General features: G+C 41.4%; 28 protein-coding genes and 2 pseudogenes. 10 read left to right on the top strand and 20 right to left on the bottom strand.

What is annotated here, in order from left to right; genetic code table 11:
* Positions 1 to 117: 117 nt before the first annotated feature.
* Positions 118 to 1,176, bottom strand: a complete 1,059-nt coding sequence (locus tag B5D77_RS06290) for a D-alanine--D-alanine ligase family protein (protein ID WP_106908491.1) — start codon at positions 1,174 to 1,176, stop codon at positions 118 to 120.
* Positions 1,177 to 1,243: 67 nt separating this feature from the next.
* On the opposite strand from B5D77_RS06290, the gene B5D77_RS26180 reads away from it, so the two are divergent.
* On the top strand, positions 1,244 to 1,408 hold the full coding sequence (locus B5D77_RS26180) for a hypothetical protein (protein WP_173915182.1): 165 nt from the start codon (positions 1,244 to 1,246) through the stop codon (positions 1,406 to 1,408).
* On the opposite strand, the gene B5D77_RS06285 is transcribed toward B5D77_RS26180, so the two are convergent.
* The 8 genes and pseudogenes from B5D77_RS06285 to B5D77_RS06250 all read right to left on the bottom strand — a co-directional run bounded on the left by B5D77_RS06285 (position 1,409) and on the right by B5D77_RS06250 (position 6,659).
* Positions 1,409 to 2,473 (bottom strand): hypothetical protein, encoded by a 1,065-nt coding sequence (locus B5D77_RS06285; RefSeq protein ID WP_106908490.1) that lies wholly within the window; start codon positions 2,471 to 2,473, stop codon positions 1,409 to 1,411.
* 2 nt (positions 2,474 to 2,475) lie between these two features.
* Entirely contained in the window at positions 2,476 to 3,078 is a 603-nt protein-coding gene (locus B5D77_RS06280) for a J domain-containing protein (protein WP_002737920.1), read from the bottom strand.
* A gap of 257 nt (positions 3,079 to 3,335) precedes the next feature.
* Positions 3,336 to 3,521, bottom strand: a complete 186-nt coding sequence (locus B5D77_RS06275; RefSeq protein ID WP_008197934.1) for a hypothetical protein — start codon at positions 3,519 to 3,521, stop codon at positions 3,336 to 3,338.
* Between the two features lie 267 nt (positions 3,522 to 3,788).
* Positions 3,789 to 4,016, bottom strand: coding sequence for a hypothetical protein (locus tag B5D77_RS25755; protein WP_008197932.1), 228 nt, complete (start codon positions 4,014 to 4,016; stop codon positions 3,789 to 3,791).
* Positions 4,017 to 4,066: 50 nt separating this feature from the next.
* The gene (locus B5D77_RS06270; protein ID WP_106908489.1) at positions 4,067 to 4,423 is read right to left on the bottom strand and encodes an iron-sulfur cluster assembly accessory protein; all 357 of its coding nucleotides are present in this window, start codon (positions 4,421 to 4,423) and stop codon (positions 4,067 to 4,069) included.
* A gap of 320 nt (positions 4,424 to 4,743) precedes the next feature.
* Positions 4,744 to 5,133, bottom strand: coding sequence for a hypothetical protein (locus tag B5D77_RS06265; protein ID WP_008197928.1), 390 nt, complete (start codon positions 5,131 to 5,133; stop codon positions 4,744 to 4,746).
* Positions 5,134 to 5,267: 134 nt separating this feature from the next.
* Positions 5,268 to 6,492: pseudogene (locus B5D77_RS25750) on the bottom strand (RNA-guided endonuclease InsQ/TnpB family protein).
* Entirely contained in the window at positions 6,492 to 6,659 is a 168-nt protein-coding gene (locus B5D77_RS06250) for a hypothetical protein (protein WP_253257777.1), read from the bottom strand. Before B5D77_RS06250 ends, B5D77_RS25750 begins: the two are co-directional and overlap by 1 nt.
* A gap of 198 nt (positions 6,660 to 6,857) precedes the next feature.
* On the opposite strand from B5D77_RS06250, the gene B5D77_RS06245 reads away from it, so the two are divergent.
* Together B5D77_RS06245 and B5D77_RS06240 are read left to right on the top strand one after the other, a co-directional pair.
* Complete coding sequence (locus tag B5D77_RS06245; protein WP_008197697.1) at positions 6,858 to 7,199, top strand: phage holin family protein; 342 nt, start codon at positions 6,858 to 6,860, stop codon at positions 7,197 to 7,199.
* Between the two features lie 301 nt (positions 7,200 to 7,500).
* Entirely contained in the window at positions 7,501 to 8,427 is a 927-nt protein-coding gene (locus B5D77_RS06240) for an RluA family pseudouridine synthase (RefSeq protein ID WP_008197695.1), read from the top strand.
* Here the strand turns inward: B5D77_RS06240 and B5D77_RS06235 are convergent.
* Positions 8,424 to 9,425, bottom strand: a complete 1,002-nt coding sequence (locus B5D77_RS06235) for a hypothetical protein (RefSeq protein WP_008197692.1) — start codon at positions 9,423 to 9,425, stop codon at positions 8,424 to 8,426. The genes B5D77_RS06240 and B5D77_RS06235 overlap by 4 nt on opposite strands.
* Before the next feature lie 310 nt (positions 9,426 to 9,735).
* On the opposite strand from B5D77_RS06235, the gene B5D77_RS06230 reads away from it, so the two are divergent.
* The 4 genes from B5D77_RS06230 (at position 9,736) to B5D77_RS06215 (ending at position 11,574) form a co-directional block, all read left to right on the top strand.
* On the top strand, positions 9,736 to 9,951 hold the full coding sequence (locus B5D77_RS06230; protein WP_002752708.1) for a DUF2997 domain-containing protein: 216 nt from the start codon (positions 9,736 to 9,738) through the stop codon (positions 9,949 to 9,951).
* Positions 9,952 to 9,995: 44 nt separating this feature from the next.
* Positions 9,996 to 10,382 carry a DUF1257 domain-containing protein gene (locus B5D77_RS06225; RefSeq protein WP_002762644.1) on the top strand — a complete coding sequence of 129 codons (387 nt, stop codon included), beginning with the start codon at positions 9,996 to 9,998 and terminating at the stop codon, positions 10,380 to 10,382.
* Positions 10,382 to 10,789 carry a ferredoxin gene (locus B5D77_RS06220; protein WP_002784283.1) on the top strand — a complete coding sequence of 136 codons (408 nt, stop codon included), beginning with the start codon at positions 10,382 to 10,384 and terminating at the stop codon, positions 10,787 to 10,789. Before B5D77_RS06225 ends, B5D77_RS06220 begins: the two co-directional genes overlap by 1 nt.
* A gap of 68 nt (positions 10,790 to 10,857) precedes the next feature.
* Entirely contained in the window at positions 10,858 to 11,574 is a 717-nt protein-coding gene (locus tag B5D77_RS06215) for a TrkA family potassium uptake protein (RefSeq protein ID WP_008197682.1), read from the top strand.
* Here B5D77_RS06215 and B5D77_RS06210 read toward each other — a convergent pair.
* Together B5D77_RS06210 and B5D77_RS06205 are read right to left on the bottom strand one after the other, a co-directional pair.
* Entirely contained in the window at positions 11,531 to 13,159 is a 1,629-nt protein-coding gene (locus B5D77_RS06210) for a sodium:proton antiporter (RefSeq protein ID WP_106908487.1), read from the bottom strand. The two genes, B5D77_RS06215 and B5D77_RS06210, sit on opposite strands and share 44 nt — an antisense overlap.
* Positions 13,160 to 13,453: 294 nt before the next feature.
* On the bottom strand, positions 13,454 to 14,101 hold the full coding sequence (locus tag B5D77_RS06205; protein ID WP_106908486.1) for a Uma2 family endonuclease: 648 nt from the start codon (positions 14,099 to 14,101) through the stop codon (positions 13,454 to 13,456).
* A 371-nt stretch (positions 14,102 to 14,472) separates the two neighbouring features.
* Between B5D77_RS06205 and B5D77_RS06195 the strand changes: the two genes are divergently transcribed.
* The 3 genes and pseudogenes from B5D77_RS06195 to B5D77_RS06180 all read left to right on the top strand — a co-directional run.
* Positions 14,473 to 15,255: an IS4 family transposase gene (locus B5D77_RS06195; RefSeq protein ID WP_254053045.1), complete on the top strand. Its 783-nt coding sequence runs from the start codon at positions 14,473 to 14,475 to the stop codon at positions 15,253 to 15,255.
* Between the two features lie 216 nt (positions 15,256 to 15,471).
* The gene (locus tag B5D77_RS27995; RefSeq protein ID WP_044034792.1) at positions 15,472 to 15,822 is read left to right on the top strand and encodes a hypothetical protein; all 351 of its coding nucleotides are present in this window, start codon (positions 15,472 to 15,474) and stop codon (positions 15,820 to 15,822) included.
* A gap of 15 nt (positions 15,823 to 15,837) precedes the next feature.
* Positions 15,838 to 16,848, top strand: a pseudogene (locus B5D77_RS06180) (ISAs1 family transposase); the annotation flags it as partial.
* A 279-nt stretch (positions 16,849 to 17,127) separates the two neighbouring features.
* On the opposite strand, the gene B5D77_RS06175 reads toward B5D77_RS06180, so the two are convergent.
* The 8 genes from B5D77_RS06175 to B5D77_RS06135 all read right to left on the bottom strand — a co-directional run bounded on the left by B5D77_RS06175 (position 17,128) and on the right by B5D77_RS06135 (position 25,324).
* Positions 17,128 to 17,775: a Uma2 family endonuclease gene (locus B5D77_RS06175; RefSeq protein ID WP_106908483.1), complete on the bottom strand. Its 648-nt coding sequence runs from the start codon at positions 17,773 to 17,775 to the stop codon at positions 17,128 to 17,130.
* A 38-nt stretch (positions 17,776 to 17,813) separates the two neighbouring features.
* Entirely contained in the window at positions 17,814 to 18,281 is a 468-nt protein-coding gene (locus tag B5D77_RS06170) for a DUF29 domain-containing protein (RefSeq protein WP_008201672.1), read from the bottom strand.
* Positions 18,278 to 20,626, bottom strand: coding sequence for an HD family phosphohydrolase (locus B5D77_RS06165; protein ID WP_106908482.1), 2,349 nt, complete (start codon positions 20,624 to 20,626; stop codon positions 18,278 to 18,280). The genes B5D77_RS06170 and B5D77_RS06165 overlap by 4 nt, the downstream gene beginning before the upstream one ends.
* A gap of 334 nt (positions 20,627 to 20,960) precedes the next feature.
* On the bottom strand, positions 20,961 to 21,371 hold the full coding sequence (locus tag B5D77_RS06155; protein ID WP_235614777.1) for a hypothetical protein: 411 nt from the start codon (positions 21,369 to 21,371) through the stop codon (positions 20,961 to 20,963).
* A complete protein-coding gene (locus B5D77_RS06150; protein ID WP_253852118.1) occupies positions 21,358 to 21,603 on the bottom strand; it encodes a hypothetical protein in 246 nt (81 codons plus the stop codon). Before B5D77_RS06150 ends, B5D77_RS06155 begins: the two co-directional genes overlap by 14 nt.
* Positions 21,604 to 21,709: 106 nt before the next feature.
* Positions 21,710 to 21,925 (bottom strand): DUF2283 domain-containing protein, encoded by a 216-nt coding sequence (locus B5D77_RS06145; protein ID WP_002800147.1) that lies wholly within the window; start codon positions 21,923 to 21,925, stop codon positions 21,710 to 21,712.
* On the bottom strand, positions 21,913 to 22,128 hold the full coding sequence (locus B5D77_RS06140) for a hypothetical protein (protein ID WP_253852119.1): 216 nt from the start codon (positions 22,126 to 22,128) through the stop codon (positions 21,913 to 21,915). The genes B5D77_RS06145 and B5D77_RS06140 overlap by 13 nt, the downstream gene beginning before the upstream one ends.
* Positions 22,129 to 22,606: 478 nt before the next feature.
* Positions 22,607 to 25,324 carry a formylglycine-generating enzyme family protein gene (locus B5D77_RS06135; RefSeq protein ID WP_106908480.1) on the bottom strand — a complete coding sequence of 906 codons (2,718 nt, stop codon included), beginning with the start codon at positions 25,322 to 25,324 and terminating at the stop codon, positions 22,607 to 22,609.
* Positions 25,325 to 25,332: the final 8 nt, after the last annotated feature.

The following is a 25,332-nucleotide window of genomic DNA, read 5'->3' as shown; positions in this document are numbered from 1 at the left end:
GAAGAGCCTCAGCCCTAGGAGGCAGGAGGGATCAAAGACAAAATTTATCTTCTACTTAATTAGAACCAGTTACTTAGACTAGGTAATTACTATCCTAGAAATGGTGTTAAATTAACCTTATTTTTCCTGTTTTTCTAAAGCTAATTGTACCAACTTATCGACCAATTTATCAAACTCTAAACCAGTGGCTTTCCAGAGTTGGGGATACATACTAAAATTAGTAAACCCCGGCAGAGTATTAATTTCATTGAGCAACACTTCCCCAGTCTTCTCCACATAGAAAAAATCCACCCGCGACAATCCCGCAGCATCCACAGCTTTAAATGCTTCTACAGCCATTTCTCGCACTTGATTAGCAATTTTATCAGGAATATTAGCGGGAATCACCATACTTGATCGCCCATCAGTATATTTAGTTTCATAGTCATAAAAATCACTATCAAAAGTAATTTCTCCCACCAAAGAAGCTTGGGGATTATCATTACCTAAAACTGCACATTCGATTTCCCTTGCGGTTACTCCTGCTTCAACAATAATCCGTCGATCATAACTAGCAGCGCTATCTAAAGCAGCCTCTAATTCTTGCCGGTTGCGTGCTTTACTAATACCCACCGAAGAACCTAAATTAGCCGGTTTAATAAAACAAGGATAACCTATTTCCTCGGCGATTTGATCGCACAATTGCGGAAAAACACAGGCATTTGACCACACTTGCGAGCGGGTTATGGCCTTATACTTAACTTGGGGTAATCCAGCGGCTGCAAAAGCAGTTTTCATGGCAATTTTATCCATGCCTAGGCATGAACCCAGAACCCCACTACCCACAAAAGCAACCCGCATGAGAGTGAGTAATCCTTGCAAAGTTCCATCTTCTCCATTCGGTCCGTGGAGAATTGGAAACCAAACCTCAATTTCGCTCACTTCTGGAGGAAATTGCCAGATATTGACTTTTATATCACTCTCAATAGCTAGGGGTTGCCCAGAGGTTAAAATTTGTCTAGCAGTTGCTGCCGAATGCCAACAGCCATTTTTATCGATATAGAAGGGGATAACGGCGTATTTGTCAAGATTTTCGGGATAATTAAAAGCTTGCAGGATCGATCGAGCCGAATTGATAGATACCTCGTGTTCTCCCGATCGACCACCAAACAACAATCCTACCTTGATCTTATCCATATTATCCTCTCTAGACCCAGCTAGATCCTAAATTAGAGTTCAACTATCATATATACTATGGGCGGAGTTGACAATAGTTGCCAATGATTTAGATGCGGCTGTCCCTCGTCAGATAGGAGTTTTAACCCAAATTCTCGATAAATTAATTATCGCTCATGATGAGATGTGGTCGTTCTTTCCCTCAAAAAATGGAGAATCACCTTGGAGCTATTCACCCCCCGAAATTGAATGATTATTTAGCTAATTTTTCCAGTTTTTTCTTAGTTTTCTGAAGTTTTAAGGCTAAATTACCATGATGTTCGGGATAGTAAACGTGCAAGAATTCGATAAAATCCTCGATTGTACAAGGTTGATGAAATCCCCCTAAATTACCGTGGAATTCTTGGTGAATTTCTTCTTTAATAGTCACCAAATTCAGATCTAATGTCGCTAGATGGGGATATTTCTGGGCAGAGTAAAGATGATGGACAGCGAGATTAAATTTATTATTTCTATCCGGTTTTTGCCCTGTCACCTGACAAGTGTTTTTATCTCTAGTTTTAGCTCGTTTTTTAGCCTTTTCAATCTCGATTTTTTGTTTGGTATCGTCATCTAGATTTTCCTGAATTTCTTTAAAGGCAAGAGGAAACTCGATTTCAATCATTTTACACATTTCTTGGCGCGATTTATTCGTCAAAGTTTCACTCATGGATTTAGAAATGCGAACAACTCCACTTTCAGAGAACCAAAACTCTCTTTTTTCATCTTCGTAAAAATCTACTCCTATTTTTAAAGGACGAACTTCTGTTTTAGTATTTTTGATTACCTTAGCAAGTTCTTCATCATCAACTTTCAAAGATGAAGATTCGTGGAGTTTAAGATTATTGAATGTTTGATTTAGCTTGGCTCCATTAGTTTTTAAAATTCGCCGCAAACTCTGTTTATGAATCATAGCCACTCCTTGATAAACTTTAATTTCGCCAGAGTCAGCCAATTCATTAAAAATTAATTTTCGTGCCAAAGAGCGACGAATTTTTTGATCGTGCTTAGTAAAAAATTCTCTAAATCTGTATATAATTCCTCGCTTTTCATGCTGATCAATATAGGAAGCAATTTTTAAAGCACCTTCAAAAGAAAACACTCTAACTTTATCTTTTTTGTTGACAAATTGATAATCGACACCTTCAACTAAATCCCAATCATCATTAGGATCAGCATCAAAAATATCAACAATTTTGTCTAGTTTTTCAAGAGTAATAGAAAACCATTGAGCTAATTCGGTATCTCGGATCAGGAAGGTATTTGCTTTCTGAGGCATGATTATTTTATCTCCGTGGTGATAGACTTATACATGACAGTTAAACAATCAAAAACTTCTGCGTCTCCTGTTTCTTGGTTATCAGGATGATAGATTTTAGAAAGACGATAATAGGCATTTTTAATGTCTTCCTTGCTGGCAGTTTTTGGATCAAGCTCGAAAACACGATAGGGATAAAAATACTTAAATATATTAATACCATTAATACAATGCTTACCAGTTTCTCCATCTTCTTCTGGTAAAATACCTACATACTCTCTGTAAATTTTTTCCCAACTTTCTCGCTGAGATAAATTGATGTTATCAAAGGCTCTAGTAGCCATTTGAAACATACTCGATTTTTTTAATTCTGTGGTATTGCTAACCTCAAAATAGGCATAAACTGCCTGTTTAAGTTGCGTTAGAGTTAAAGGTTTAACTTTTGAGCTTGTGGTGGTGGTGGCTGTAGTTTTTGATTTAGTTAACGATGGTTTAGGAGACTTTTTACGGTGGTTTTTGATGACAAAATCGGCAAAATCTTCGAGAATACGACTTTCGATCGAGTATTGCTCACAGATATGACTAATCTGCTCTAAAATGAGCGAGTTAAGAGGATTAGTGGTCATAATTTCCCTAAGAAGCTGCAAAAAATCTAGCCTTTCTTATCAAGATGAAGTGTAGGCTAATTTGGTATTAACGACCGACGACTGACTCCCGAAAACTTCCTATCTTAAATTAATACCACTGCTGTGGCCACTTTATCAAGTGGGTAATCATAAAAAAAATTGCTGGGATATTATAGATTTAAGTCAATAACCCCTTGCCGCAGTGGCAATTGTCTTGCCTGTCCTGCGGCTCAAATGACTATGGTAAAATCAGTCAACTAGAAATGACGGGAAACGATTTTTTCGATGGTTGCTTGGGTATCCTGCAGCAGTTTCTCGCGACTATCTCTAGTATTAGTCAGACTAGGCACGAGATTACGAGCTTGTAAAGCCATGTGAAGTTGTAGTTGAGCTACATACTCGCGGATATCTTCACGGGGTTCCGATTGGTTGGGGTGAAACATAGAGAAACTGCAAGGGGCTTGTCTAGCTGATGGTGTCTTGTCGATAACTCCTATACAAGTTATCACGAGAGCTTAGGTTCCAGTCAAGGGTCGGCGGCAACTCTACACATTTCTCAACACAACTTACCGGAAATTTGGGTTTAACCCCGTCCTTTAAGGACGGCTTGGATGCTAGAATGCTTGTCAGTGGTTCCGACCGTGAGAACGAGAGGAAACAGGTTAAACGTCCTACTCCGTGATCTCAAAATTTAGGCTCTTCGTTACTTGTTATGGTTCGATAGGAGGGCATAAATCGACTAAATCCTTTAAATCCTTAGCTGGCCAGAGACATAATTGATGAGCTTGTTCTAGATAGAAAACAATTGACAAAAGGCGATACAGGAAACTAATTACTATCATCGCCTGATTATTAAGTAGTCGTGCAAAATTAATTGCCCATTCGTAAAATATTGGAGGGATAGGCAAGTCTCCGATTTTGTCAAGGGTTTTGGCCAAAAAAAACGCCTCTGGGAGGCGGGGGTGAAAGGTATCACCCCGGGAAAATATTAAACGCCAAAAGACTTACCACAGCCACAGGTTTGACTGGCGTTGGGATTAGTGAATTGGAAACCACCGCCGATCATCGCGTTGCTGTAATCTAACATGAGACCGTAGAGATAGAGCAGACTTTTTTTATCAGAGACGATTTTAAAGCCATCGTAATCGAAAACCTCATCTTGGGGGCCAATATTGCCAGGATGCTCAAAATCCATCATATAGGACATTCCCGAACAACCACCCTGACGCACACCCACGCGCAAACATAAATCCTTGCCCTGTTGCTCTTTGAGCATGGTAAGGTGTTTGAGGGCAGCCTCACTGAGTAAAATTCCTTTTCCTTGAATCTGAGTAGCTTGTGTCATCTTTAGCAGGAACTCCTAAACGCAGTTGAAGGGGACATATAAAACTTTACCTTCTCCTATCCATCTTAACGATAGTTGAGGGCTGATGACTGGATTACTGTTTACTTTTTCCAGCCTCGCAGGAGTTATAGAGCAAAAAGAAGCAAAAAACTGGGATTATTAATTAAATAGGGTTGCCAGAGACGACTAGATTCTTGAAACAAACCCTAGAGCCATTCTCAGCCGATTTTCATCACCCAACCCTGGGGGGACGATAATCAAATCAGGAAAACGCTACTTTGGGGATGCCGAAAAAGCAGCCGGAAAAGAGCCAAAGAAATTCACTTTTCTAAGCGGAGATTAGTGCCGCTGCTATCGGTGCGATAAACCCAAGTTTTTTGGTTATCAGTCAGAATAATTCGCCATCCTTGCACCAGTGCTTGAGTACAGAATTCTCCCGGTTTAGCTAATCCTAAACAACCATCGGGCCAGGTTTGTGGTTGTGCTGCTTGAATTTGCAAGCGATTAACGGATATCTTGGTTTTCCGACTCAAATCTTGACGGGTAGCGGCGATGACCGAATTGGGTGGCTCAGGAGATGCTAAACTGGGTGGCACTAAGAGGAGAGAAAGCAGAGTCATTAGCATTAAAGTGCCAGTTGCTCCCTGAATAATTCTCGTTTTACCGATTGGTACTTGCTGGCTTTGGCTAAAATTTTTTCTAGATATCATCTTTAGTGCTGCCTCTTTCCGGGGGGTGATAGTCTGAGCAAATTTTCCTGTTTATCATCAGTGTAACCGATAGTTAGTAAAAGTATAGTCAAATATAGACAGACTGAATTCCATTTCAGAAATTCCCTTCACTTTTACTTCGAGAGATTGATTCTCCTTGGGTGAACTACGCACCTCTCTATCCCATAGCGGTTAAACGCATTTGGGAATGCTTTTCGCAAAATGTTGTAGGAACCCATGACATCAGATTGAACCAGAATCCCCTTATCTGTACGATATAACCCTCGCGAAATTCTTTTTCCTGAAAACACTGGCTTTTCAGTTATCTGTCCATAAACGGGGAGAGGATCGTCATGCAAAAAATTAGAAGCTGAGGTATAGGATTCTTCTTGAAGAATCACAGAGATTCCTTCTAATTGACATTTATAAATAATCATCTCAATTAATCGAGCATGAGGGATGGTCCCAAATTTTTGATTGTTGACTTTTCCTAAGTTTACTTCTTGTTTCCAACCGTCATTTTTCCCAATTACTAAAGTTGTTATCTCTTGCTCAACTAAGAGATTGACTAAATAACGACTAGCTCGGTGAAGATAATTATCTATCTTCTGATTACGGCAACGGGTTAAACGGCGAATCCTCTGGGAACTCTGACGATTGCCTTTTAACAGAGATTGTAACTTAGCTCGACGTTGGTTATAAAATTGATTCAGGCTTTTTAACGGTCTGCCATTAATCAACAAAGGGATAAAATCTGGTTAATTTGAAGTTACAGCCATCAAATTATCTATGCCTAAATCTATCGCAGCTATCTTTTCATTAGGAGCTAAGAACTGTTCGGTTTTCTCATAAATTACCTCGATTACATAACAATCACATTTAGGAACTATTCTGACTTCTGCTATGCGCTCTGCTACTCTCGTCGGCAAGGCAATTGAAGTACCTGATAGTTTGACTAACCCTTGCCTAATACCTACTTTGCTTATAGCTTGAATCGTGTAAACTAAGAGATTTCTTCCTTTTTTTGGCTCTTTATAGCCAGGAATTTTGGGTTTTCCTAGAAATTTATCGGGGTGACTTTTAAACTCCGATGAAGCGGCAAAAAAATGATTGCCAGTTTTTGTCTAATCCTCTTAAAACTTGTTGGGAAACTTTAGCGGGTAAAGCTTGATACTGTTCTGTCTCTTTCATGAGAGAGGCCATCTGATTATAGGTCAAATAGCCATGGCCATAAATGAAGTTTTGTCGGATAAAATAATTGGCTGAGTTGTAGAGATTTTTAGACTGCCAAGATAAATTATCTATCTCAGCCCAAAATCGATGTCCTTTCTTGATAATGTGTCTTTCTGCTACTAACATTATTGTCCGTTGTCTTTTAACTCAGCGTCGGGTTTTGAAGGGTTGTCATCCGTTGTGATAATTGTACCAGAAGGCAATTGATAGCCTGTTAAATTTCCTTGTTTCCACCATCTCCAAGCCGTTCGATAACTTATTCCTGCTTTTTTTGCATAGTCTGATAGTTTCATGTCTATATATTACCATGCCTGACTATATCTGACTATATTTGTATTGAAACTTTACAATACTATGTTCCCGCTCTGGTTTTCGGGCAGCGGAAGCAGTCAATGTCGGTTTTCGTTGTCATCTCCTGAAAACTTCCGTCTCTTTAAGGGGCGATGGCGATTAAAATGGATGAGGATGAACTATCTTAGATGGATGGACTTATGTTATCTTTTTTCCTCCGTTGGTTGATTACCGCCGTCTCTTTATTGATTACAGCGCAAATAGTACCAGGTATAGAAATTAAAAATTTTACCGTGGCTTTGATAGCTGCTGTCGTCTTGGGTTTAATTAATGCTATTGTTAGACCCCTGTTGATTCTTTTTACCCTGCCTTTAACTATTTTGACCCTAGGGTTATTTATTTTTGTGGTTAATGCCATTTCCTTTTCTTTAGCCTCCTATTTTATCCCTGGTTTTCAGGTAGAATCATTCTTTGCTGCTTTATTCGGTTCGATCGTGGTTTCGATCGTTTCAGGAGTTTTAAATAGCATTTTCAGTGACTAAAGTGGGCAAAATTCGCTTGTTTAAAACAGCTTGGCTTACTCTGATTGATTAATTTCTGATCTAGAGACGTTGCTATAATCAACGTCTCTCTATTTTTTTGGGTATGAGTAAATCTCTACTGATTTGCTTTGGCTTTTGTCGTTAAAAATCAGGAAAATTTAATCCCAAGATTTCTATCTCAAGCAGCCAGAGCAAGTTCAATTACTGTTAAAATAACTGGAATTGTTGAGCTAAGTTTAAATAATCTCCAGTCAGTTTTTCTCGATTCTCCTAAACCTTACACCCTGATCACTAAAAATCGATGAAGCAATTAAACTTAGAAGTTGCGGGAAAAAAAGAACGTTTAGATGCTTGGATGGGGTCACAATTGCCCGATTTATCGAGATCGAGACTGCAAAAACTGATAGAACAGGGATATATACAGTTAAACGGTCAAATTTGCACTAATAAAAATACTAAAGTTGCTCAAGGGGATCGCCTAAAGATTACCATTCCCGACAGTCAACCCCTCGAATTAACCGCCGAGGCGATCGAGCTTGATATTCTTTACGAAGACGAATATCTGATTATTATCAATAAACCAGCCGATTTAGTGGTTCATCCGGCCCCCGGCCACGAATCGGGAACCTTGGTCAACGCTTTACTACATCACTGCCCAAATTTAGCCGGAATCGGTGGAGTTCAACGGCCCGGCATAGTTCACCGCCTAGATAAGGATACCACGGGTGCGATCGTTGTTGCCAAAACCGACCAGGCCCATCAACACCTACAGGCACAATTAAAAACCAAAACTGCCCGCCGGGAATACATGGCCCTCGTCCACGGTGTCCCCAAAAGCGAAACAGGTACAATTGATCTGCCGATCGGTCGTCACCGCAGCGATCGCCAAAAGATGGCTATTATTGCCGTGGAAAAAGGCGGTAGAAATGCCGTCACCCACTGGCAAGTCAAGGAAAGACTAGGCAACTACACCTTAATGGAATTTCGCCTAGAAACTGGCAGAACTCATCAAATTCGCGTTCATAGCAGCCACATTGGTCATCCGATTCTTGGGGATCCCCTCTATAGTTCTGGTCGTTCCATCGGGATTAATCTACCCGGGCAATTACTCCACGCCCATCGTTTAATTTTAATACATCCGGTCACGGGAGAGAGCCTAGAAGCGATCGCTCCCTTACCCGCTATTTTCCCGAAAGTTTTAGCTATTTTACGCCAGAGAAACCCCTAGCGCACAAATTGCGGCATAATCTCCGCTGCTGTCCATAATCCGTAGATACCGCGACGATGCAGGGAAACCCCCGCTTTCAGATAACCGAAAGCCGGCCCGCAGACATTAGCCGCCATACTGGTTTCATCGCCTAAAGTGAAGGTATGGGTGGAAATTTTGCCTTCAAAAGTCCGCCCCGTGACCTTAACATTGGTACTTAAGGGCTTTTTCGGGTTGCGCGTATCCACCACACCGCCGACGGAAACCCGATCTCGTCCACAGATTCCAGCCAATTCCAGCATAATATCGTCGGCGTGTTCCATATTTTCGAGGCTGAGAATGCCATTGGTTTTATTTAACAGCATTTCCACTTCCGCGTCACTCATCTGGTGGGCTGTTTCTGGGTCGTAACCGGGTAAATGGGCGATATCTTCGCGAATAGTGGCACGATAAGCCTCCCAGTTGGCGATTCCCACGCCAAAGGTGATTTTAACGCTGTGAATCTCTGCATAACTCTGGGCAGCTAGGGCAGCGGCCGCAGTTAACAGTCCGGGGGTAGCACCGCAGCCGGTCATGTAGGTGATGCCGGCGGCTTCTAGGTCTGTTTGTAGTGCTAAGATTTGTGCCATGGCGCTGGTACGTTTGAGAGCATCGACTAAAACCCCGCGCCAACCTAAGCGAATGAAAGTTTTAGCGATATCGGCCATGAAATTGTTAGGTAAATTCGGCAAGGCGAGAAAATAGCCCTCTACGTCGGCAGTTTTGATTAATTCCTCGATACTGTTCTCGCTGAGACTGCCGTAATTTTCCAGATAACCGATCGAACCCCGGTCATGATAAATTTTGTTACAGGTATTGACATCTAGACCGTCTTTGTGGTATGCAAAACCGGCTTTATCGGCGGCGGCAGTCCAAAGCATTTCCTGTTTGGGGGCGAGAATTCTAGCGGCAGCCTGTCCCAAACCACCAAAACCTAAAACACCAATCCGAAGGCGATCGCTGGCTGTTTGTTTATTCATATCTCTTCTGATTCCTATAGACAAAATTCTATGATCTCGGCGGTCGTGGTTCGCCGTTGCATCTCCTTTATTTTCAATTTATCGCTTCAGGTCGTCTTTTTTGTGTAGTTTTGTTAAATTATGCCCACTAGGTTAAAGTTCGCCCTTGACGGTAAAGAAAAGTTACGGGAAACTTACAAAACATGAAAGTGGTTGGTAGAGATAATATAAAGTTTTGCTAAAATTTTAACCAGATTGCTACGATTAGCAAACTATCGTAAATTAAAACGATAGGGAGCTTTGCAAACCCCAGATTACGCCGAGAAGACCTATGAGCATGGAAAGCCTAGAGTTTATCATCTATCCCGATGGTCGCGTCATGGAAAAGGTGACAGGCATAGTCGGTTCATCTTGTCAAGAGGTGACGGCGGCGATCGAGGCACAACTCGGGCAGCTGATGTCTCAAGAGAAAACCTCGGATTATTACCATCAAACCGTCAGCCAGTCAGAGAAAGTCAGCAACGCGGCCACTTTTAGCGACTGGTAATTTTTCATCTTTCCCGATCCCTTTATTTAAGCCACTGAAAAACCATGTCACACTTTAGCAATATCAAAACCAAAATCCGCGATCTATCCTACCTAAAAGCCGCCCTGAGCGATATGGGGATGGAATGGAAAGAGGGTTCCCACCCCGTCAAAGGTTATCAAGGTCAAACTTTAACCGCAGAGGTGGTAATCGAGCAAGATAACAATTACGATATCGGTTTTCGCTGGAATGGTAACGAGTACGAGTTAGTTGCCGATTTGCAATACTGGCAACAACCCCTAACCGTAGAAGGATTTTTAAGAAAAGTAAATCAAGGTTATGCCTACCACACCATTCTGGCAGAAACTGCTAAACAGGGTTTTCAGGTGGCAGCACAGGAAAAAAATACTGATGGTTCTATTCGTCTAGTGGTACAACGTTGGAGTGCCTAATGGCTGATTTTTCTCCCGAACGCTCTGGTTTTGAACCAGAGTTAGGGGGATTCCTAAGAGATTCCCCCGATCGCACTGGTTTTGAGCCTGAATTGGGTGGTTTACAGCGCCAGAAAGCGGTTTACGTCGATGAGGTCACTTGTATTGGTTGTAAACACTGCGCCCACGTTGCCCCCAATACCTTTTTTATTGAAGGCGAATACGGTCGCTCTCGCGTCTATAATCAGGACGGTGACGAAGAAGAAATTATTCAAGAAGCGATCGAGACTTGTCCAGTTAACTGTATTCACTGGGTTAATTATAATAATTTGCAATTCCTTGAGGAAGAACGCAAACATCAAGTGATTAAACAGTTAGGTTTTCCTCAGATTCACAAGAAATTTAGCCCCGCAGATTTAGATATCTAGGGTGGATAGGTGCAGCCTCATCCATCCATTATTTCCTAGAAGTCAAGTTTGTTAAGTAAAGAGCCGCTATGTACGTTTTAATTGGTGGGGCGGGAATGATGGGGCTAGGTTTAGCCCAACAACTTTTAGACTTGGGACACACCGTCGCCATCGTTGATGTGGACCCTTTAGCTTGTCGGTTTGCCCGGGAAAAAATTGGTGTCATGGCCTTTGAGGGGAGCGCTGTCAGCACGAAAGTTCTGCTAGAGGCGGGGATTCGACAAGCTAAGGCGGTTGTTGCCGCATTGAGGGACGATGCGATGAATCTAGCCCTAGTCACCTTGTCTAGAAGTTATGGCATTTCCCATATTGTGGTGAGAATGTGCGATCGCGAATTTCTCGAAGCCTATCGTCTTGCTAGAGCTAGTCACATCATCAGCACGATTGATTTAGCCGTTGTCACCATGGCCAATGCGATCGAATACCCCGAAGTAGAATCGATGATGCACTTTGAACAGGGACAAGTGGAGGTGCTAAAGCTGCCCGTCCCCAAGGATTGTTATGTAGCTGGGCGTACCGTTGCCCAAATTGCTCAAGATGCCAACTTTCCGACCGGTTCGCTCATTATTGGCTATCAGTGTCACCCTTCTGCCAGTTTAGAGATTCCCAACGGCAATACCGTCCTAGAAGCAGACTCAACTATTCTGGTGGTTACTCGTCCGGAATTCGTCAAACCTATGATCGATTACCTCGGCATTCAAACTAATCATCGTCCAACGATAGAAGTTTCTCATCCAAACCTTTAACGTAGGATTGTACCAAATCTTCTGGTACAATGCGTTTGCGAAGTGCATCCCCCAGGGCTGCCTTCTCGGCGAGGAACAATCGTCGTCGAATGGCATCTAACTGACCGTAGTTAGGCTCCATTTGCCCCGATCGAGACTGGTTATAAGCATCCCGCAGCACCCGTTCCGATACCGCCACTTTTGCCTGATAAGATGCCCACAGTTCTTCGTACACTGCTTTCGGTAAAACGCCAGATTTCAGTAAATTGGCTAACTCATCTTGTGCCGCTTTCGACGCGATCAACTGCAGCTGCAACTGGCCAATCTCCTGGGTTACTGCCGAAACCTGACTAATATTGAGCTTTTTAATTAACCAGGGTAAGGCTAATCCTTGGATAACCAGAGAAAATAACACAGAGCCAAAGACTAGCTCGATGATCAATTCCCTCCCTGTTAGAGCCAAAGGAATGGCAACCGCTAGGGCCATGGAGAGTGAACCCTTGATGTTGCCCAAAATCAGAATATGTTGCCAGCGTAAGGGGATTGGTCGATCGATCCAGCGAAGTACCGATAGTAACGAATATACTGACAGAATACGCCCCAATTGATAAGCCAAAATGACCAGCACAATCGATGGCAAGGTTTGCCATAGGGTCAAGGGATTGATTTCAATGCCAATCAGCAGAAAAATAAAAGTATTGACGATAAAACCGGCATATTCCCAAAAACTGATCAGGGTAATGCGATCGGATGCAGAGGCGCTGCGAGGCAGCCCCAAGTTACCAAAGACAAGTCCGGCAATAACTACCGCTACCGCTCCCGATACACCCAAAAACTGCCCGAGTTGAAAAGCTCCCAAGGCAAGCGCAACCGTAAGCAAAAGGCTACTAAGCGGATCCCGTAAGCGCACATAGATAGGCAGACACAGGTAGCCTAGGACAGCGCCCACTAATCCCCCACCCAGAGCAACGATCAACACTTCCTTGATGACTTGTGTGGTGCTGATGGTTCCAGTCGCGTAAATCACCAAGAGCAAATTAAAGGTGACGAGTGCGGCTGCATCATTAAATAGTGTTTCCCCTTCCACAATAGTCGAGAGCCTAGAGGGAACCCGAATTTCTTTAAAGACGGCAATCATCGAGACAGTATCGGTATTTGCCAGAATCACTCCCACCAGTAAGGCGGGAATCCAATCTAGCCCCAGCCCGAATTTTACCAAAACTGCAATAATCGCCGCAGAAAAAACCGAGCCGGGTCCTGCCAGCAGAGCGATCGGTTTAAAGGTGCTGCGAAGACGGCTGATATCGGTATTAATCGCCGCTTCAAAAATCAGAATCGGCAGAAAAAGGTTAAGCACTAAAAACGGATCTAAGCCAATACGACGAGATAACAGATCGGTAATCGGTAATCCTGCTAAGACTAAACCTGCCACATAGGAAATGCGTAATCGCTGGGTTACTAGAGCCACAGCAGTGGCAATCAGTAGCAGCAGGATCAAGACAAGAACCAGTTCAGGAATGTCTCCCACCGTTTGGCTGTTCACAGCAGAATTGCTATCGAAGGATTTTTGTTGTGCTGCCCAGGCTACTAATAATTCTCCCCTCATAAGACGATTTTACCGAGAATATAAGAACTTGACTATTGTTCATAATACAAGGTAGGTTATGGCAGTTAGAGCCTTTCTCAGAAAGATGAGGTTAGTTATTGTTGCTAAAATACTTGATGAGTAAGGATTAATTTGTACTTCATCTTTAGGAGAAAGAGTGAGAAATTTTCTATTTACCCGGTGATTACTGTGGGGAGGGGAAAGTTAGAGGCAATCGGGGCAAAATGATAAGTATTTTATATGCAAATACCTTCAATACTTAAAAATATTTAAATTTACAATTGGTAATATTTATTAACTAAAATTCTCTAAAGCTTCAAACTGACGTAAAGCAAGACTAGAACCTTGATTCCAGCCTAATTCTACATAATAGGGGAAAAGTTTCTTGATATTTATATCGGGAAAGAGACGACTATTTTCGCTTTCTTGATAACCGTCTTCTCTGAACAGATATATTTTTAATTCTTCCCGACGATAAACCCACAATTCGGGGATTTTTAGCAATTGATAAGCCTCTACATCAGTCAGAGAAGTAAAATCCACTTCTATAGCTAAATCGGGAGGAGGATCGACAGTTAAATCAATTCTCTCTTTGCCTAAAATTGACTGTCTATTATCAATATAAAAACAAGTATCTGGTTCTACTCCCGCTTCTCCAGGCATTTTCAAGGTAATCGGATCAAAACATTGCCAGTCTTTACCTTGACGACGGAGGATAATTTTTACTAAATCCCTTAATGTATCAACACGATTGCCATGACTTGGTAGGGGAGACATAAGCCGAATTTCTTGCGTTTTGCGATTAAAATAGAGTTTGGGATAGGTTTTTTGGAGACGTAAACTCAGCAATCTTTGGTAATCTTCCCAAGTCTGATGCGGAAAAATAACTTGACTGCCCGGAGATAAAGATAAAGTATTTTCGTTGAGAGTAATTAGTAGCATTTTGATAATTATTTTTAGTTTGTCAGATCCCCCCGCCTATCGGCATCCCCCTTATTAAGGGGGGCAGGGGGGATCAAGGGTAGGGCTGTTTCATTCTCCCATCAGAATATCAAAAGTAAAAGCGATAACTATCAGGTAAAATGAGAAGTGACCGCCAACTTTTGAAATATATGTTGAGCTTAATACAAAAACTGAAACAAGTCAAGGACTTTAGGAAAGATCAAGGAAAAAGACACCCTTTATGGATAGTATTAGTAGTAATAATCTGACAGGGGGACAAGCAGGCTGAAAAGCTTATGTAGCATGGAATACAGATACAGACTCAAAAAAAAGATAAGTCATATATAGTAAATATAACCTAGATAACGAAAATGATAAGTGAACTATACCAGAAAGTCTTAGAGAATGAACTGGGGCGAGCCAGATATCTACTGTTGTTAGTGATAGTTGGAACCTGGCAAATACTAAAGCAAGCCAAGTTAGAGATATTAGCAGAAGCACTACCAATACCAATCCTGTTTGAGAGTCGGAGAAAAAAACTAAAAAGATTTTTAAAGCTGGAAATTCTGAATATTGAAAAAATCTGGTTTGTCTGCCTAAAAGAGATGTTAAAACAGCAGGAGAGATTCACAATAAAAGGATTAGTATATATTGCCATAGACCGGACGAGTTGGGGAGCAATAAATATCTTGATGGTGAGTCTAATTTATGACAAGAGAGCCATACCAATCTATTGGGAGATATTAGATAAAAAAGGAAGTAGTAACCTCGAAGAACAGCAGCGAGTATTGGGGAAAATATTGACGGTGCTATCAGGTCATAAAATAGTGGTGTTAGGAGATAGAGAATTTTGCTCGGTCAGTCTTGGAAAGTGGCTTCAGAAGGAGAGTTTGTACTTTTGTTTAAGACAAAAACAAAGTACAAATGTGAAGAAAAAAGAAGGAATTTATCAAGAAATGAGAGCATTAGGTTTAAGTCGAGGAACTAAACTATTTTTGAATGATGTCAATGTTACAAAAGAGCAGGGGTTTGGAGAGTTTAACTTTAACTTAGCTGGTAAGTGGAAAAAAACCTATCGGGGTTTTAAAACAAAAGAACCTTGGTATATTCTGACGGTTCTTCGGTTTGTCTTATGCAATCGACGGGGGTTATAAGGGATGAAACCATTATATATAAAGACATTTGGAGATTTTTGTCAATTATTTTTGATCTAGAACGAACTAATCAATTAAATCTCTTGCCAGATAAGGATTTAGTCCATTTATGCCCCCCTATCGAATCATACCAAGTAACGAAGAACCATTCTGACTAACTTTGGAGATTTAGAGACGGCAATAATTGCCTATCAAAAAAGATTTGATATTGAGGAGATGTTTCGAGATTTTAAGTCGGGAGGCTATAGCTTAGAAGGTTCTCAATTAGCACCGCAATACCTATCAAAGCTGATAATTGTTATAGCTATCGCCTATACAAGTGCCACACTACAAGGTAAAAAAATTAAGGATATGGGAATCCAAAAATATGTCACAAGACCTGAAAAAAGATATAAAGGTCAACGCAGACACAGCAGTTTTTATGTGGGTCAACATCTCTATCATTGGCTCCAGCTACATCAAATGTTCCAAAAAAATATAGAAGAGCTAATGCAAATTAGCCGCTATCGGTTGAAGGATTACATCAAAGGACAAAGAGCGATATCGCTTGCCCTATCTACCTTCTAGCTCGCTTGTCCCCCTCTCAGAGTAATAATACTGGGAACAATGCTAGGATACTCAGGTTATAGAGAGCTAGGAGAGTTTGCTAAAAATAATCGGCACAGGCTCAGTCAAGAATTTAACATAATTCCAGAAAGAGTCCCATCCTATTCAACAATTAGAAGGGTAATGATGGGAGTTGAGTGGCAGATTTTGTTAAAAATGTTTAATGAATGGGCATTAGAAGAATATGGACAAAGAGATGATATAAATTGGCTAGGGATGGATGGAAAAAGTCTCAAAAACACCCTAAAGAATCCTAATGATGAACAACAAAATTTTATTATGTTTGTTTCATTGTTTAGTCAAGAAAGTGGCTTAGTATTACACTTAAAAAGAATCGAAAACAAAAAAGGGTCTGAAATCGAGGAAGGTCAAGCTATAATTGAAGATTGCTCTCTCCAAAATAAAGTTTTTACTGGCGATGCTTTACATTGTCAGAAAAAAACAATCAGCTTAATAGCCAAGAGTAAAAATGATTATGTTATCACCGTTAAAGGAAATCAGAAAAATCTTTATCAGCGAATACAAGACCTAAGTAATTCCTCAAAGGCAGAAAGTTGCTTTCTTGAACAAGACAATGGTCATGGTCGAAAAATATCAAGAAAAATAGAAGTTTTTAAAGTGAGTAAAAATGAAAGACAAGGGTTTGAAAATCTACGAAGAGTTATTAAAGTAGAAAGAAGGGGTAGTCGCGGGGATAAAACGTATGAAGAAACAGCTTACTATATCAGTAGCCTAACTGAATCCGCTCAAGTATTTGCTAAAATTATTCGAGGACACTGGAAAATAGAAAATCAGTTACATTGGGTAAAAGATGTAATTTTTGAGGAAGATAAAAGCGAGATAAGTGATTTTCAAGCGGCCAGCAATTGGTCAATTCTCACAACCATAGGATTGAATCTTTTCAGAGGTTTGGGTTTTCTCTCAATAACAGAGGGACAGAGGTGGTTAGCTGAACGTTGGGAAAAACTGATAGTTTTATCGACGTAAGAAGCAGAAAAATTAGCTAAATTAACAGGATGTACTCTCAGACAATTTCAAGAGAGATAAGCTTTTAGTGTCTTGGGAACAAGCTTTATCAATTTATTCATAATAAATATTGGCAGGGGATTAAAGATTAGTTATTGTGACTAACTCTTTTGATTAGAAAAAGATAAATTTGAGAATTTTCAGTCAAATTTATTGACTCAAAATCAGCTGTACTTAATTTAAATGAAACAACCCTAGGGATCAAGGGGGGATTAAGCTCACTTTTATACAAAAAGTGTTTTAACTAAAATTCTCTAAAGCTTCAAATTGACGTAAGGCAAGACTAGAACCTTGATTCCAGCCTAATTCAACATAATAGGGGAAAAGTTTCTTGATATTTATATCGGGAAAGAGACGACTATTTTCGCTTTCTTGATAACCGTCTTCTCTGAACAGATATATTTTTAATTCTTCCCGACGATAAACCCACAATTCGGGTATTTTTAGCAATTGATAAGCCTCTACATCAGTCAGGGAAGTAAAGTCCACTTCTATGGCTAAATCGGGAGGAGGATCGACAGTTAAATCAATTCTCTCTTTGCCTAAAATTGCCTCTCTATTATCAATATAAAAACAAGTATCTGGCTCTACTCCTGCTTCCCCCGGAATTTTCAAGGTAATCGGATCAAAACATTCCCAGTCTTTGCCTTGACGACGAAGGATAATTTTTACTAAATCACTTAAAAGATTGATACGTTTGCCATGACTTGGTAAGGGAGACATAAGCCGAATTTCTTGCGTTTTGCGATTAAAACAGAGTTTGGGATAGGTTTTTTGGAGACGTAAACTCAGTAATCTTTCGTAATCTTCCCAAGTCTGATGCGGAAAAATTACTTGACTGCCCGGAGATAAAGATAAAGTATTTTCGTTGAGAGTAATTAGGAGCATTTTGGTAATTATCCTTGATTTTTAGCTGTGGGATTTAACTAATTTCGCTCTGGCAACCAATGCCTATCAAGCATTTGTTCGAGAGAATAGGGACAATTTAGAGGGAAATTGTGAGGAGATATTTCAGTTTTTTGCCCGACAATAAAAACGGCATCTTGATAGATTTTTTCTTGGTTATCTAGGAGATATTTTTCTAGATTTGTGCTTAAATATCCATTTAGCTGAACTCTAAAAGTGGCTATTTCTCCTTGCCAATGGCGATGATTTAATTCAAATTCTTCTGACCAATATTGCCACAATAAAAGATGAATAATTATCTGTCTTAAAAAACTCTCAACTCGATTTTTATCCAGTTTGCTCAAAGCCTCCAACTCCTCGATTAAATGTTGAATATCCAACTCAGCTAGACGATTTTCCTTGAGAAGTTTAATTGTTTCAGTTAACCAGAGATGTTCATCTTGTTCGTATAGAAATTGTAACTGATTTAGCCAAGTATCTTTTTTCATATTTTTTTGGCTGAGGAGACTTCTAAAACTGCTTTCGGGTAGGCAATGCGTTGATGGTGGAATTGTTGCCAAACCTGCACAAAAACCTCGGCAATAATTGGTAATTCCTCCTGACGAATACCACTATCTACTAATTGTTGATCGCGCCATCGGGCCTGAAAAATCTTTTTGATCATATCCATGGCTTGTTCTGGGGATGCCTCCTTCAGCGATCGCAAAGCGGCCTCGCTACTATCGGCTAACATAACGATCGCCGTTTCTCGCGATTGGGGAATCGGACCATCGTAGCGAAAGACCGCCTCATCGACGAATTCTTGACCATTTTGGGCGGATTTTTGCAAAGCTTGCTGATAAAAATAGGAAATTAAGAGATTACCTTGGTGTTCGGGAATAAAATCGCGGACGACTCGCGGTAAACCGTGTCTGCGGGCCATGACTAACCCTTCGCTAACGTGCTTTTTAATAATCTCGGCGCTGACATAGGGATCATTAATTTCATCGTGTTTATTCGGGCCACCCATTTGATTTTCAATAAAACCGAGAGGATCGTGCATTTTCCCGATATCGTGATAGAGGGTTCCCGTGCGAATTAATTCCACATTACAGTGCAGTTTTCGGGCGGCCGCTTCAGCTAAACAGGCGACAAAAAGGGTATGTTGAAAAGTCCCCGGTGCTTCCGTGGCCAAACGTTTGAGCAAACTACAATTAGGATTGGACAACTCCACCAGACGAATGGGAGTGACCACATCGAAACAGCGTTCCAAATAGGGGGATAATCCTAGGGCGATTACCGTCCAAGCTATTCCCGATAGACCATAGACGAGCGCCGTGGGTAGTAGAGTATAGATGATCGTGCTGGCCGTGGCGCTAACGATTAGGTAAGTGAGCAGATAAACACCCCCTTGACTGACTCCGATTCCCATCCCTAGGAGCGATAATTCATCCCTGGAGCGCAATTTTGCCGCTATCATAGCCGCTAATAGTCCCCCTATCGTCCCGGCGATTAAATCGGCGCTGATACCTTGGATGCTGAATAGGGAAAGACCGGCAGTTAAGAGGACCTGGGTGACGGCCAGAGTCGGGCCGTAGAAACTGCTGACTAATAAACCCACGGCTGCCAGATTGGTAAAGGGAATATTGGCGATCGCTAGGATCGGTGTGGTAAAACTTAGCAAACCCAAGAGAAGAAAATCCCGGTGACGCAGAGGCCGATGGAGACGCTGGGCAACGAGGCAAAAAGTCCCGATCGCGCTGGTGACAAGGATTGCCGTTGACCCTAAACCCATCCAGTTAATGCCCCGTTCGCTCAAACCAAAGCCATCGATGAGAACAAACTGAGCTTGAGTAATTGTTTCGCCTGCTTTAACGATAATTTGACCTGCTTGAGCGTCAGACATAACCATATCTACCGCTTCCACCGCTTTAGTGGCTTGTTCTTTGGTTGCCTCCCGATCTTCTATCAGGTTCGTTTGTCCCTCCAGGGCTGCCAGAAGGATATTTTCGGCTAAAGACTGCTGGCGACCAGTTAGGCGATCGCTGCTAATCTGCACGGCGATGGTATCCTGTAGGTGACTGGTGGAAATCCCCGGGGGAATGCCTTGCACCCAAATCCGGCGCCCCGCTTGCAGGATGGCTTTTTCTAGGTTTTGCCACTCTCGATCGCCCATTTGGGCCACTGTGATCAGATCGGCGTATTTGAGTTTATTTAAGCTGGAATGCCGATAATTTTGGCTGGTTTGCTCCTTTATTTGCCGTAATTGCCCTAATCGATCGATAAATTGCTCAAAGCTTCCCTTCGTCACGCGCTGACGATAGGCTTGGATTTCGCTAACAGCATATTCCTGCTCTTTTGTCAAGAGGTTTGTAAAAGATTCTTCATAGTTGAGGCGGCTCTGTAGAGTTGACCATTGAGGGGCAGAAAAGGTGAGCAGCGTTTCCATTGTGGCGTTGGAAATAGTCCTGCCCATTAAAATGGAATTTCTTCGCAAAATTGGGCGAATTTGACTTAATTGCCCTAAGGTGTCCTGCAGCGATCGCTCGATCTGGGCGGTGGTTTGGGGGTCTCTTTTCAGCCGGGGAAGCAGTCCAGCCCGAATTTTTTGGCGTTTGAGGGCGGTGGTTTCTTGGTCTTGAAAACGGGCATCTTCGGGGGCGATAATCGTGACGGGGGAAATAGTCCCGACGGCCAATTTCGGCTGATTATAGAAACGATAACCGACCACGCTAGTCAGACAACCGACGGTAAACAGGAAGATTAAGGGTCGTCGCAGTTTACCCAGGGAGTAAGAGCGAGATTTTCGGGCAGAATCAGGAAAAACAGTGAAAGAATGCAGAAAATGATTCATAAATTCCAGCTAAATTCTATAAACTGCGCCACCATGCCCAGAGGAAGAATACCAGCAACTTGGTTTTGGGTTCCCTCTTCTATTTTAAGGACTCCCTGTACAAAAAAATTTTTTCTCGAAAGGTATCTAGATTAGGGTTGGCTGAAAAAGTTTGTTGGTGGGGTGAGGAGTCGGTCGCCGGTCGGGGAAGAGAGAGGCAAAAGGCAAGGGTTTGGAACTACACAAGGGAGGGTCTTTCTCCGTTTCCTGATGGGTTAAGCAAGAGGTAGAACCTCTAGAAATGCGTTGCAAGGGAGACCCTTGCAACGAGGTACGAGGTAAATTATCAATAGCTCTAATCTATTTCTAGATTTTCTAAATCGGCTAAATCTTGTAATCTACCTGATGCTTTTTTGTTTTTTTTAAGATTTTCTAAGTCAATAAAGTTAACAATAATATCGTCAATTTTAACCTCAATTCTGGATAAGTAACAAGTTTGGAACTCTACCCCATCGGGGGTTGTAATTAAATCAATACGGTTAGGAGGATAACCTAATTGTATCACTTGATCTGGCGTTAAAAAGTCATCAATTGTTAATCCTAAAGAACCAAAACCGAACCCTTCTAAGGCTTTGATTAGATTATAGGCATTTAACGAACTCATTTCTATCCAAATATCAATATCTTTAGTATAACGAGGATAGCCATGTAAGGCAACGGCATAGCCGCCTAAGACGAGATAACGCACTTGATTATCGTTTAACAATTGTATAAACTCTTTGAAGTCTTGGTTCAGCATTATATTTATATTGATGATATTCTTGACGAATTTCTTCTAAGGCCGATAGTCTCGTTTGGTACGATTGACTACGCCAATAAGCTGTCTCCGTTTTGGGAGCTTTTAAGTTAACTTTTTGATAAGTGATTTTCATAGAGAGATTAAGTAGGTAGGCGTTAAAAACTATCAGACACCCCTTGATAAGGTAGGGTTGATTCATGAATCAACCCTACCTTATCAAGGGGGGCAGGGGGGATCGAACTTAAAATCCATTTTTAATTTAATTATAACCCAGCTACTTAAGTGTTATTTTTCGCCTTTATTGTTTAAAGAGGGATGGCAGTTTCTAGGGAAATTTTAAGATTCCTGTTCTCAGAAATCCTATAGTTAAGTTTTTCAAAACCAATAACTTCACCTTTTTGATTTTTCATTAAAATAACTTCGTCGCCGGTTTCTTCGCAGAGATATTCTGAAGAGCGATCGCCAAACCACACGGTTAAGGTATTGCCCATCGGATCATAATAAACGTTTACTTCTGCCATAAAATTTCCCCTTCTTTAATTGCATCGGTGGGATAAGTGGTAATTAGGAAGCCATCACCATTGAGTTTTCGGATAATGGCACAGAGCCAACGTTTTGGTCGTTGAAGTTGATAAAAAAGATAAACATTAGGGTCACTGCGGCTACGTCGAATTTCATCAGGTTGGCTAAGGGTTTCTTGGACTAATTTTTCTTGTCCTTTCATTATAGGATGTTTTATCTGGGTGATAATCCTAAATCCTTTGAGTATAGGCTACTTATGAAGACAGGCACTCATGCAAGAGGCAAAAGGCAAAAAGGGGAATAAATAATCAGTCTTTAATAACCGGATTTAGTATAACCTATCCCTGCGTCTTCATCGGCCCGCATCCTGTAGGGGCGAAGCATTCGGGCAATAACCTATTGCTGAAACCGTAGATTTTCTATCCGAATGCTTCGCCCGTACTTTTTCAGCACAGAAAACGGGTTTCTCCGAGAAACCCGTTTTCTACTCATGGACACCCCCCTTATCAATGGGGGCAGGGGGGATCGACACCCCCCTTATCAAGGGGAGCAGGGGGGATCGAACCCAAATAACCAGATTTAGTATAACTCCTAAACTAATACACTTGTTCTATAGCTTGCCCCAAAAAATTCCGGAAAAGGGAATGAGGGAAAAAAAAGGGAAAAAAAGAGAAAAAGGGTTACACAGTCCTCCCAGCACCGCACACCACCCGAAAACCGTAGTAGTTGTAGTAGCTGCCGCGGCGGTGGTAGCCGTCGCGGAAAGCAGAACGGCAGTAATACGGATAGTAGTACCAAGAAACGCCCCGCAACGGAGAACGATTATCATTCCCATTTTCTATCCAAGCACTGCCATCCGTCGGCGCACCGTCATAATTATCGTGCCAAGTATCGGCGCACCATTCCCAGACATTGCCGTGCATATCGTACAGTCCAAAAGCGTTTGGGGGAAACTGTCCCACGGGAGTCGTTTGTTGTCGATATTCTCCCTTCGCTTCCCCTGCGTAGGTATAGCCAGCATTGTAGTTAGCCAATTCCCCGGTAATGGTTTCCCCAAAATGAAAGGGTGTTTTTGTCCCCGCTCTACAGGCGTATTCCCATTCTGCCTCACTGGGAAGTCGGTATTCCCGTTTTGTTTCCCTTGATAGTCGTTTACAGAATTCTGTTGCTTGATACCAGTTGACTCTTTCTACGGGTAGCTCATCCCCTATGAAGCTAGAGGGGTTTGTCTCTAGGTCGATGTCTATTTTAGCGGTTGCGGCAATCGCTCTCCACTGAGCTTGGGTAATCGGGGTTTGACTCATGTAGAAAGCGGGGACTTTGACTAGGTGTTGTGGTCTTTCCCTTGTAAATACTTTCGAATCAAATTTTTTAACCAGTCTTTCGATTTCCTCATCTTCCGTTCCCATCCAGAATTCTCCTTGGGGAATATACATCATGCGGATATAGTTTTGAGCTTTTTTCCGGTTGCCAACTTCTGCAAGCTTTTCATCGTAAAAATAGGCTTTAACAGGTTTTCTCTCGATAACTTGGCCTGTTTTATTAACCAATACCGTTTCTGCGGTAAAAAGGTTTTCATTGTAGGGAACAATAGCGGCTACTTTGTCTATTAAACGTTTTTGTAGGGTTCCTTCGTCTTCTGGGGAAAGTTGAAGGACATTGCCAACGGTGTTTAAATCCCCTCTAGAATAGGCGGCAATCGGTTCATTAAGCAATAATAAGGGTTCATAATCGGCTAAAGCAGCCGATATATTTTTTAATAAAGCTGTCAATCTCACAAGACGCACTCGGTTATTATTTTTGATAGCTTCTGCTAGTACCTGTTTGATTTCATTGACTGCTTGACTGGGTTTTAGGTAGGCAAGAGCTAACCATTGTTGATTTTGCCAATAAACCGATTTTGAGCAATAATCACCGATTTGTTCCTGAATATAGGTTTGTAACTGATAGGCCAGAGATTTAAGTTCCTCTGGGGTTAATTTTTCTAATAGTAGTTTACGAACATCGGGAGACATTTCATAAAGTTCTCGATCTATTTTGCGGACTAAACTGGAGAGTAAAATATCAGCGATCGCATACCAGGGAGCTTGATTATTTTTATCTTGATGTTGACGCAGATAATAAAGTAAATTAGGGGATAAACTAAGGGGAAATGCCGCTCTTTTCGCTAGTTCTCTGGTGTTTGGTTCGTTTTCTTCTTCAAATAATCTTAAACGGCTTTTTGCGCTAAAAAAATCTTCATCCTCATCCCAATTATCCCCTTGGTGAAATTGATTAGGATTAAATGGAAAATGACGGGGTGGGATAGCTTCTTCTTTTAGCCATGTTATCAAGTTTTCCCAGTCCTCTGTGGTTAGTTCAAACATGGAAAAATTGGGTATATCTTCAGCTAAATCAGCAATATCGATCGCAGTTGTCCCATACCATCGATGATAGGGTAAGGGGTTTAACCATGCGACTCGGCTAAATCTTCGGCTAAATCGTCGGATAAGGGTTTCTGTTGCGCTCAAGCGCTCTTCTACATAACGTTTTCTAGCGGCACCCGCATCACTAAGAATTAGACAACTGGTTACTTCAGGAGAATAGTTAGAGAGAACTTTGGTTAAAGATTGACTTTCCCAACCGTTTTCTTGTCGTAAAACCTCGTCTCTAATCAGATTATCAAAGTAAAAATGGGGAACATTTGCCCAAGTTTGCTTCATTATTCGCCCAAATCCTGCAAAGGGAATCATCGAGTCAGAACAATCAATAAAAATTATAATTTCTCGGCGATAAAGTTGTTTCTTTTGGTAAATTATTTGATCAAAAAAACCTCGTTTAGCCGTTGCCATCACCGTGGCTTTTAGATCCCAAGTTTGTCGAGGACTTTCTAGGGGTAATGGACGCAGTTGCTGCCAACTTTCTTGTAACTTAGCGATGCCAATAGGATAATAATCAGGATTATCTAGGGATGTGATTTTTTTTCGCTTTTCAATAGCTGTGGCAATTTGTGGAAATGAAGTCTCCGGTGCTATTGGTGTATCCCCAGAAGGGGTAATTTCTAATGAGGGAGATTCCCTATCATCCATCGGGTTTATGATTTTGCTAATCGATTCTTCTGGATGGCGAATAGGTGTTTTTTTGGCTATTTCTATATTTATTTCTGGTTGTAACTGTAGCATCTCTGTCCAGGCCTGATCAAACTTTTCTTTTTCTTTCGGGGATTTAACCCATAAAGCTTGACAAAGAAGTTTAATTTTAGGATTGTCTAAGTTGGGATTCTCTTGAATAGCAATATCAGAATCATTGGCGAGTTTTTGAATTAGGTAATTTTCCACCCGATAATATTGTTCAATAGACAGCAGAAATCCTTGTTCGTCTCTGAGTTGATAAAATAGCTCAAGTAGGGGGGATGTCATTGGCTTTT

Source organism: Microcystis sp. MC19 (genome assembly GCF_003019735.1).
Taxonomy (GTDB): domain Bacteria; phylum Cyanobacteriota; class Cyanobacteriia; order Cyanobacteriales; family Microcystaceae; genus Microcystis.
Note: the sequence above shows the minus strand (reverse complement) of the source record. Positions and strands in the feature narration are given on the sequence as shown.

What these genes read in the sequence shown, in the direction of transcription:
- B5D77_RS06290 (WP_106908491.1), bottom strand. Translation starts at nt 1,176, where the DNA reads ATGGATAAGATCAAGGTAGGATTGTTGTTTGGTGGTCGATCGGGAGAA.
- B5D77_RS06285 (WP_106908490.1), bottom strand. Translation starts at nt 2,473, where the DNA reads ATGCCTCAGAAAGCAAATACCTTCCTGATCCGAGATACCGAATTAGCT.
- B5D77_RS06280 (WP_002737920.1), bottom strand. Translation starts at nt 3,078, where the DNA reads ATGACCACTAATCCTCTTAACTCGCTCATTTTAGAGCAGATTAGTCAT.
- B5D77_RS06275 (WP_008197934.1), bottom strand. Translation starts at nt 3,521, where the DNA reads ATGTTTCACCCCAACCAATCGGAACCCCGTGAAGATATCCGCGAGTAT.
- B5D77_RS06270 (WP_106908489.1), bottom strand. Translation starts at nt 4,423, where the DNA reads ATGACACAAGCTACTCAGATTCAAGGAAAAGGAATTTTACTCAGTGAG.
- B5D77_RS06265 (WP_008197928.1), bottom strand. Translation starts at nt 5,133, where the DNA reads ATGATATCTAGAAAAAATTTTAGCCAAAGCCAGCAAGTACCAATCGGT.
- B5D77_RS06250 (WP_253257777.1), bottom strand. Translation starts at nt 6,659, where the DNA reads ATGAAACTATCAGACTATGCAAAAAAAGCAGGAATAAGTTATCGAACG.
- B5D77_RS06245 (WP_008197697.1), top strand. Translation starts at nt 6,858, where the DNA reads ATGTTATCTTTTTTCCTCCGTTGGTTGATTACCGCCGTCTCTTTATTG.
- B5D77_RS06240 (WP_008197695.1), top strand. Translation starts at nt 7,501, where the DNA reads ATGAAGCAATTAAACTTAGAAGTTGCGGGAAAAAAAGAACGTTTAGAT.
- B5D77_RS06235 (WP_008197692.1), bottom strand. Translation starts at nt 9,425, where the DNA reads ATGAATAAACAAACAGCCAGCGATCGCCTTCGGATTGGTGTTTTAGGT.
- B5D77_RS06230 (WP_002752708.1), top strand. Translation starts at nt 9,736, where the DNA reads ATGAGCATGGAAAGCCTAGAGTTTATCATCTATCCCGATGGTCGCGTC.
- B5D77_RS06225 (WP_002762644.1), top strand. Translation starts at nt 9,996, where the DNA reads ATGTCACACTTTAGCAATATCAAAACCAAAATCCGCGATCTATCCTAC.
- B5D77_RS06220 (WP_002784283.1), top strand. Translation starts at nt 10,382, where the DNA reads ATGGCTGATTTTTCTCCCGAACGCTCTGGTTTTGAACCAGAGTTAGGG.
- B5D77_RS06215 (WP_008197682.1), top strand. Translation starts at nt 10,858, where the DNA reads ATGTACGTTTTAATTGGTGGGGCGGGAATGATGGGGCTAGGTTTAGCC.
- B5D77_RS06210 (WP_106908487.1), bottom strand. Translation starts at nt 13,159, where the DNA reads ATGAGGGGAGAATTATTAGTAGCCTGGGCAGCACAACAAAAATCCTTC.
- B5D77_RS06205 (WP_106908486.1), bottom strand. Translation starts at nt 14,101, where the DNA reads ATGCTACTAATTACTCTCAACGAAAATACTTTATCTTTATCTCCGGGC.
- B5D77_RS06195 (WP_254053045.1), top strand. Translation starts at nt 14,473, where the DNA reads ATGATAAGTGAACTATACCAGAAAGTCTTAGAGAATGAACTGGGGCGA.
- B5D77_RS27995 (WP_044034792.1), top strand. Translation starts at nt 15,472, where the DNA reads ATGTTTCGAGATTTTAAGTCGGGAGGCTATAGCTTAGAAGGTTCTCAA.
- B5D77_RS06175 (WP_106908483.1), bottom strand. Translation starts at nt 17,775, where the DNA reads ATGCTCCTAATTACTCTCAACGAAAATACTTTATCTTTATCTCCGGGC.
- B5D77_RS06170 (WP_008201672.1), bottom strand. Translation starts at nt 18,281, where the DNA reads ATGAAAAAAGATACTTGGCTAAATCAGTTACAATTTCTATACGAACAA.
- B5D77_RS06165 (WP_106908482.1), bottom strand. Translation starts at nt 20,626, where the DNA reads ATGAATCATTTTCTGCATTCTTTCACTGTTTTTCCTGATTCTGCCCGA.
- B5D77_RS06150 (WP_253852118.1), bottom strand. Translation starts at nt 21,603, where the DNA reads ATGAATCAACCCTACCTTATCAAGGGGTGTCTGATAGTTTTTAACGCC.
- B5D77_RS06145 (WP_002800147.1), bottom strand. Translation starts at nt 21,925, where the DNA reads ATGGCAGAAGTAAACGTTTATTATGATCCGATGGGCAATACCTTAACC.
- B5D77_RS06140 (WP_253852119.1), bottom strand. Translation starts at nt 22,128, where the DNA reads ATGAAAGGACAAGAAAAATTAGTCCAAGAAACCCTTAGCCAACCTGAT.
- B5D77_RS06135 (WP_106908480.1), bottom strand. Translation starts at nt 25,324, where the DNA reads ATGACATCCCCCCTACTTGAGCTATTTTATCAACTCAGAGACGAACAA.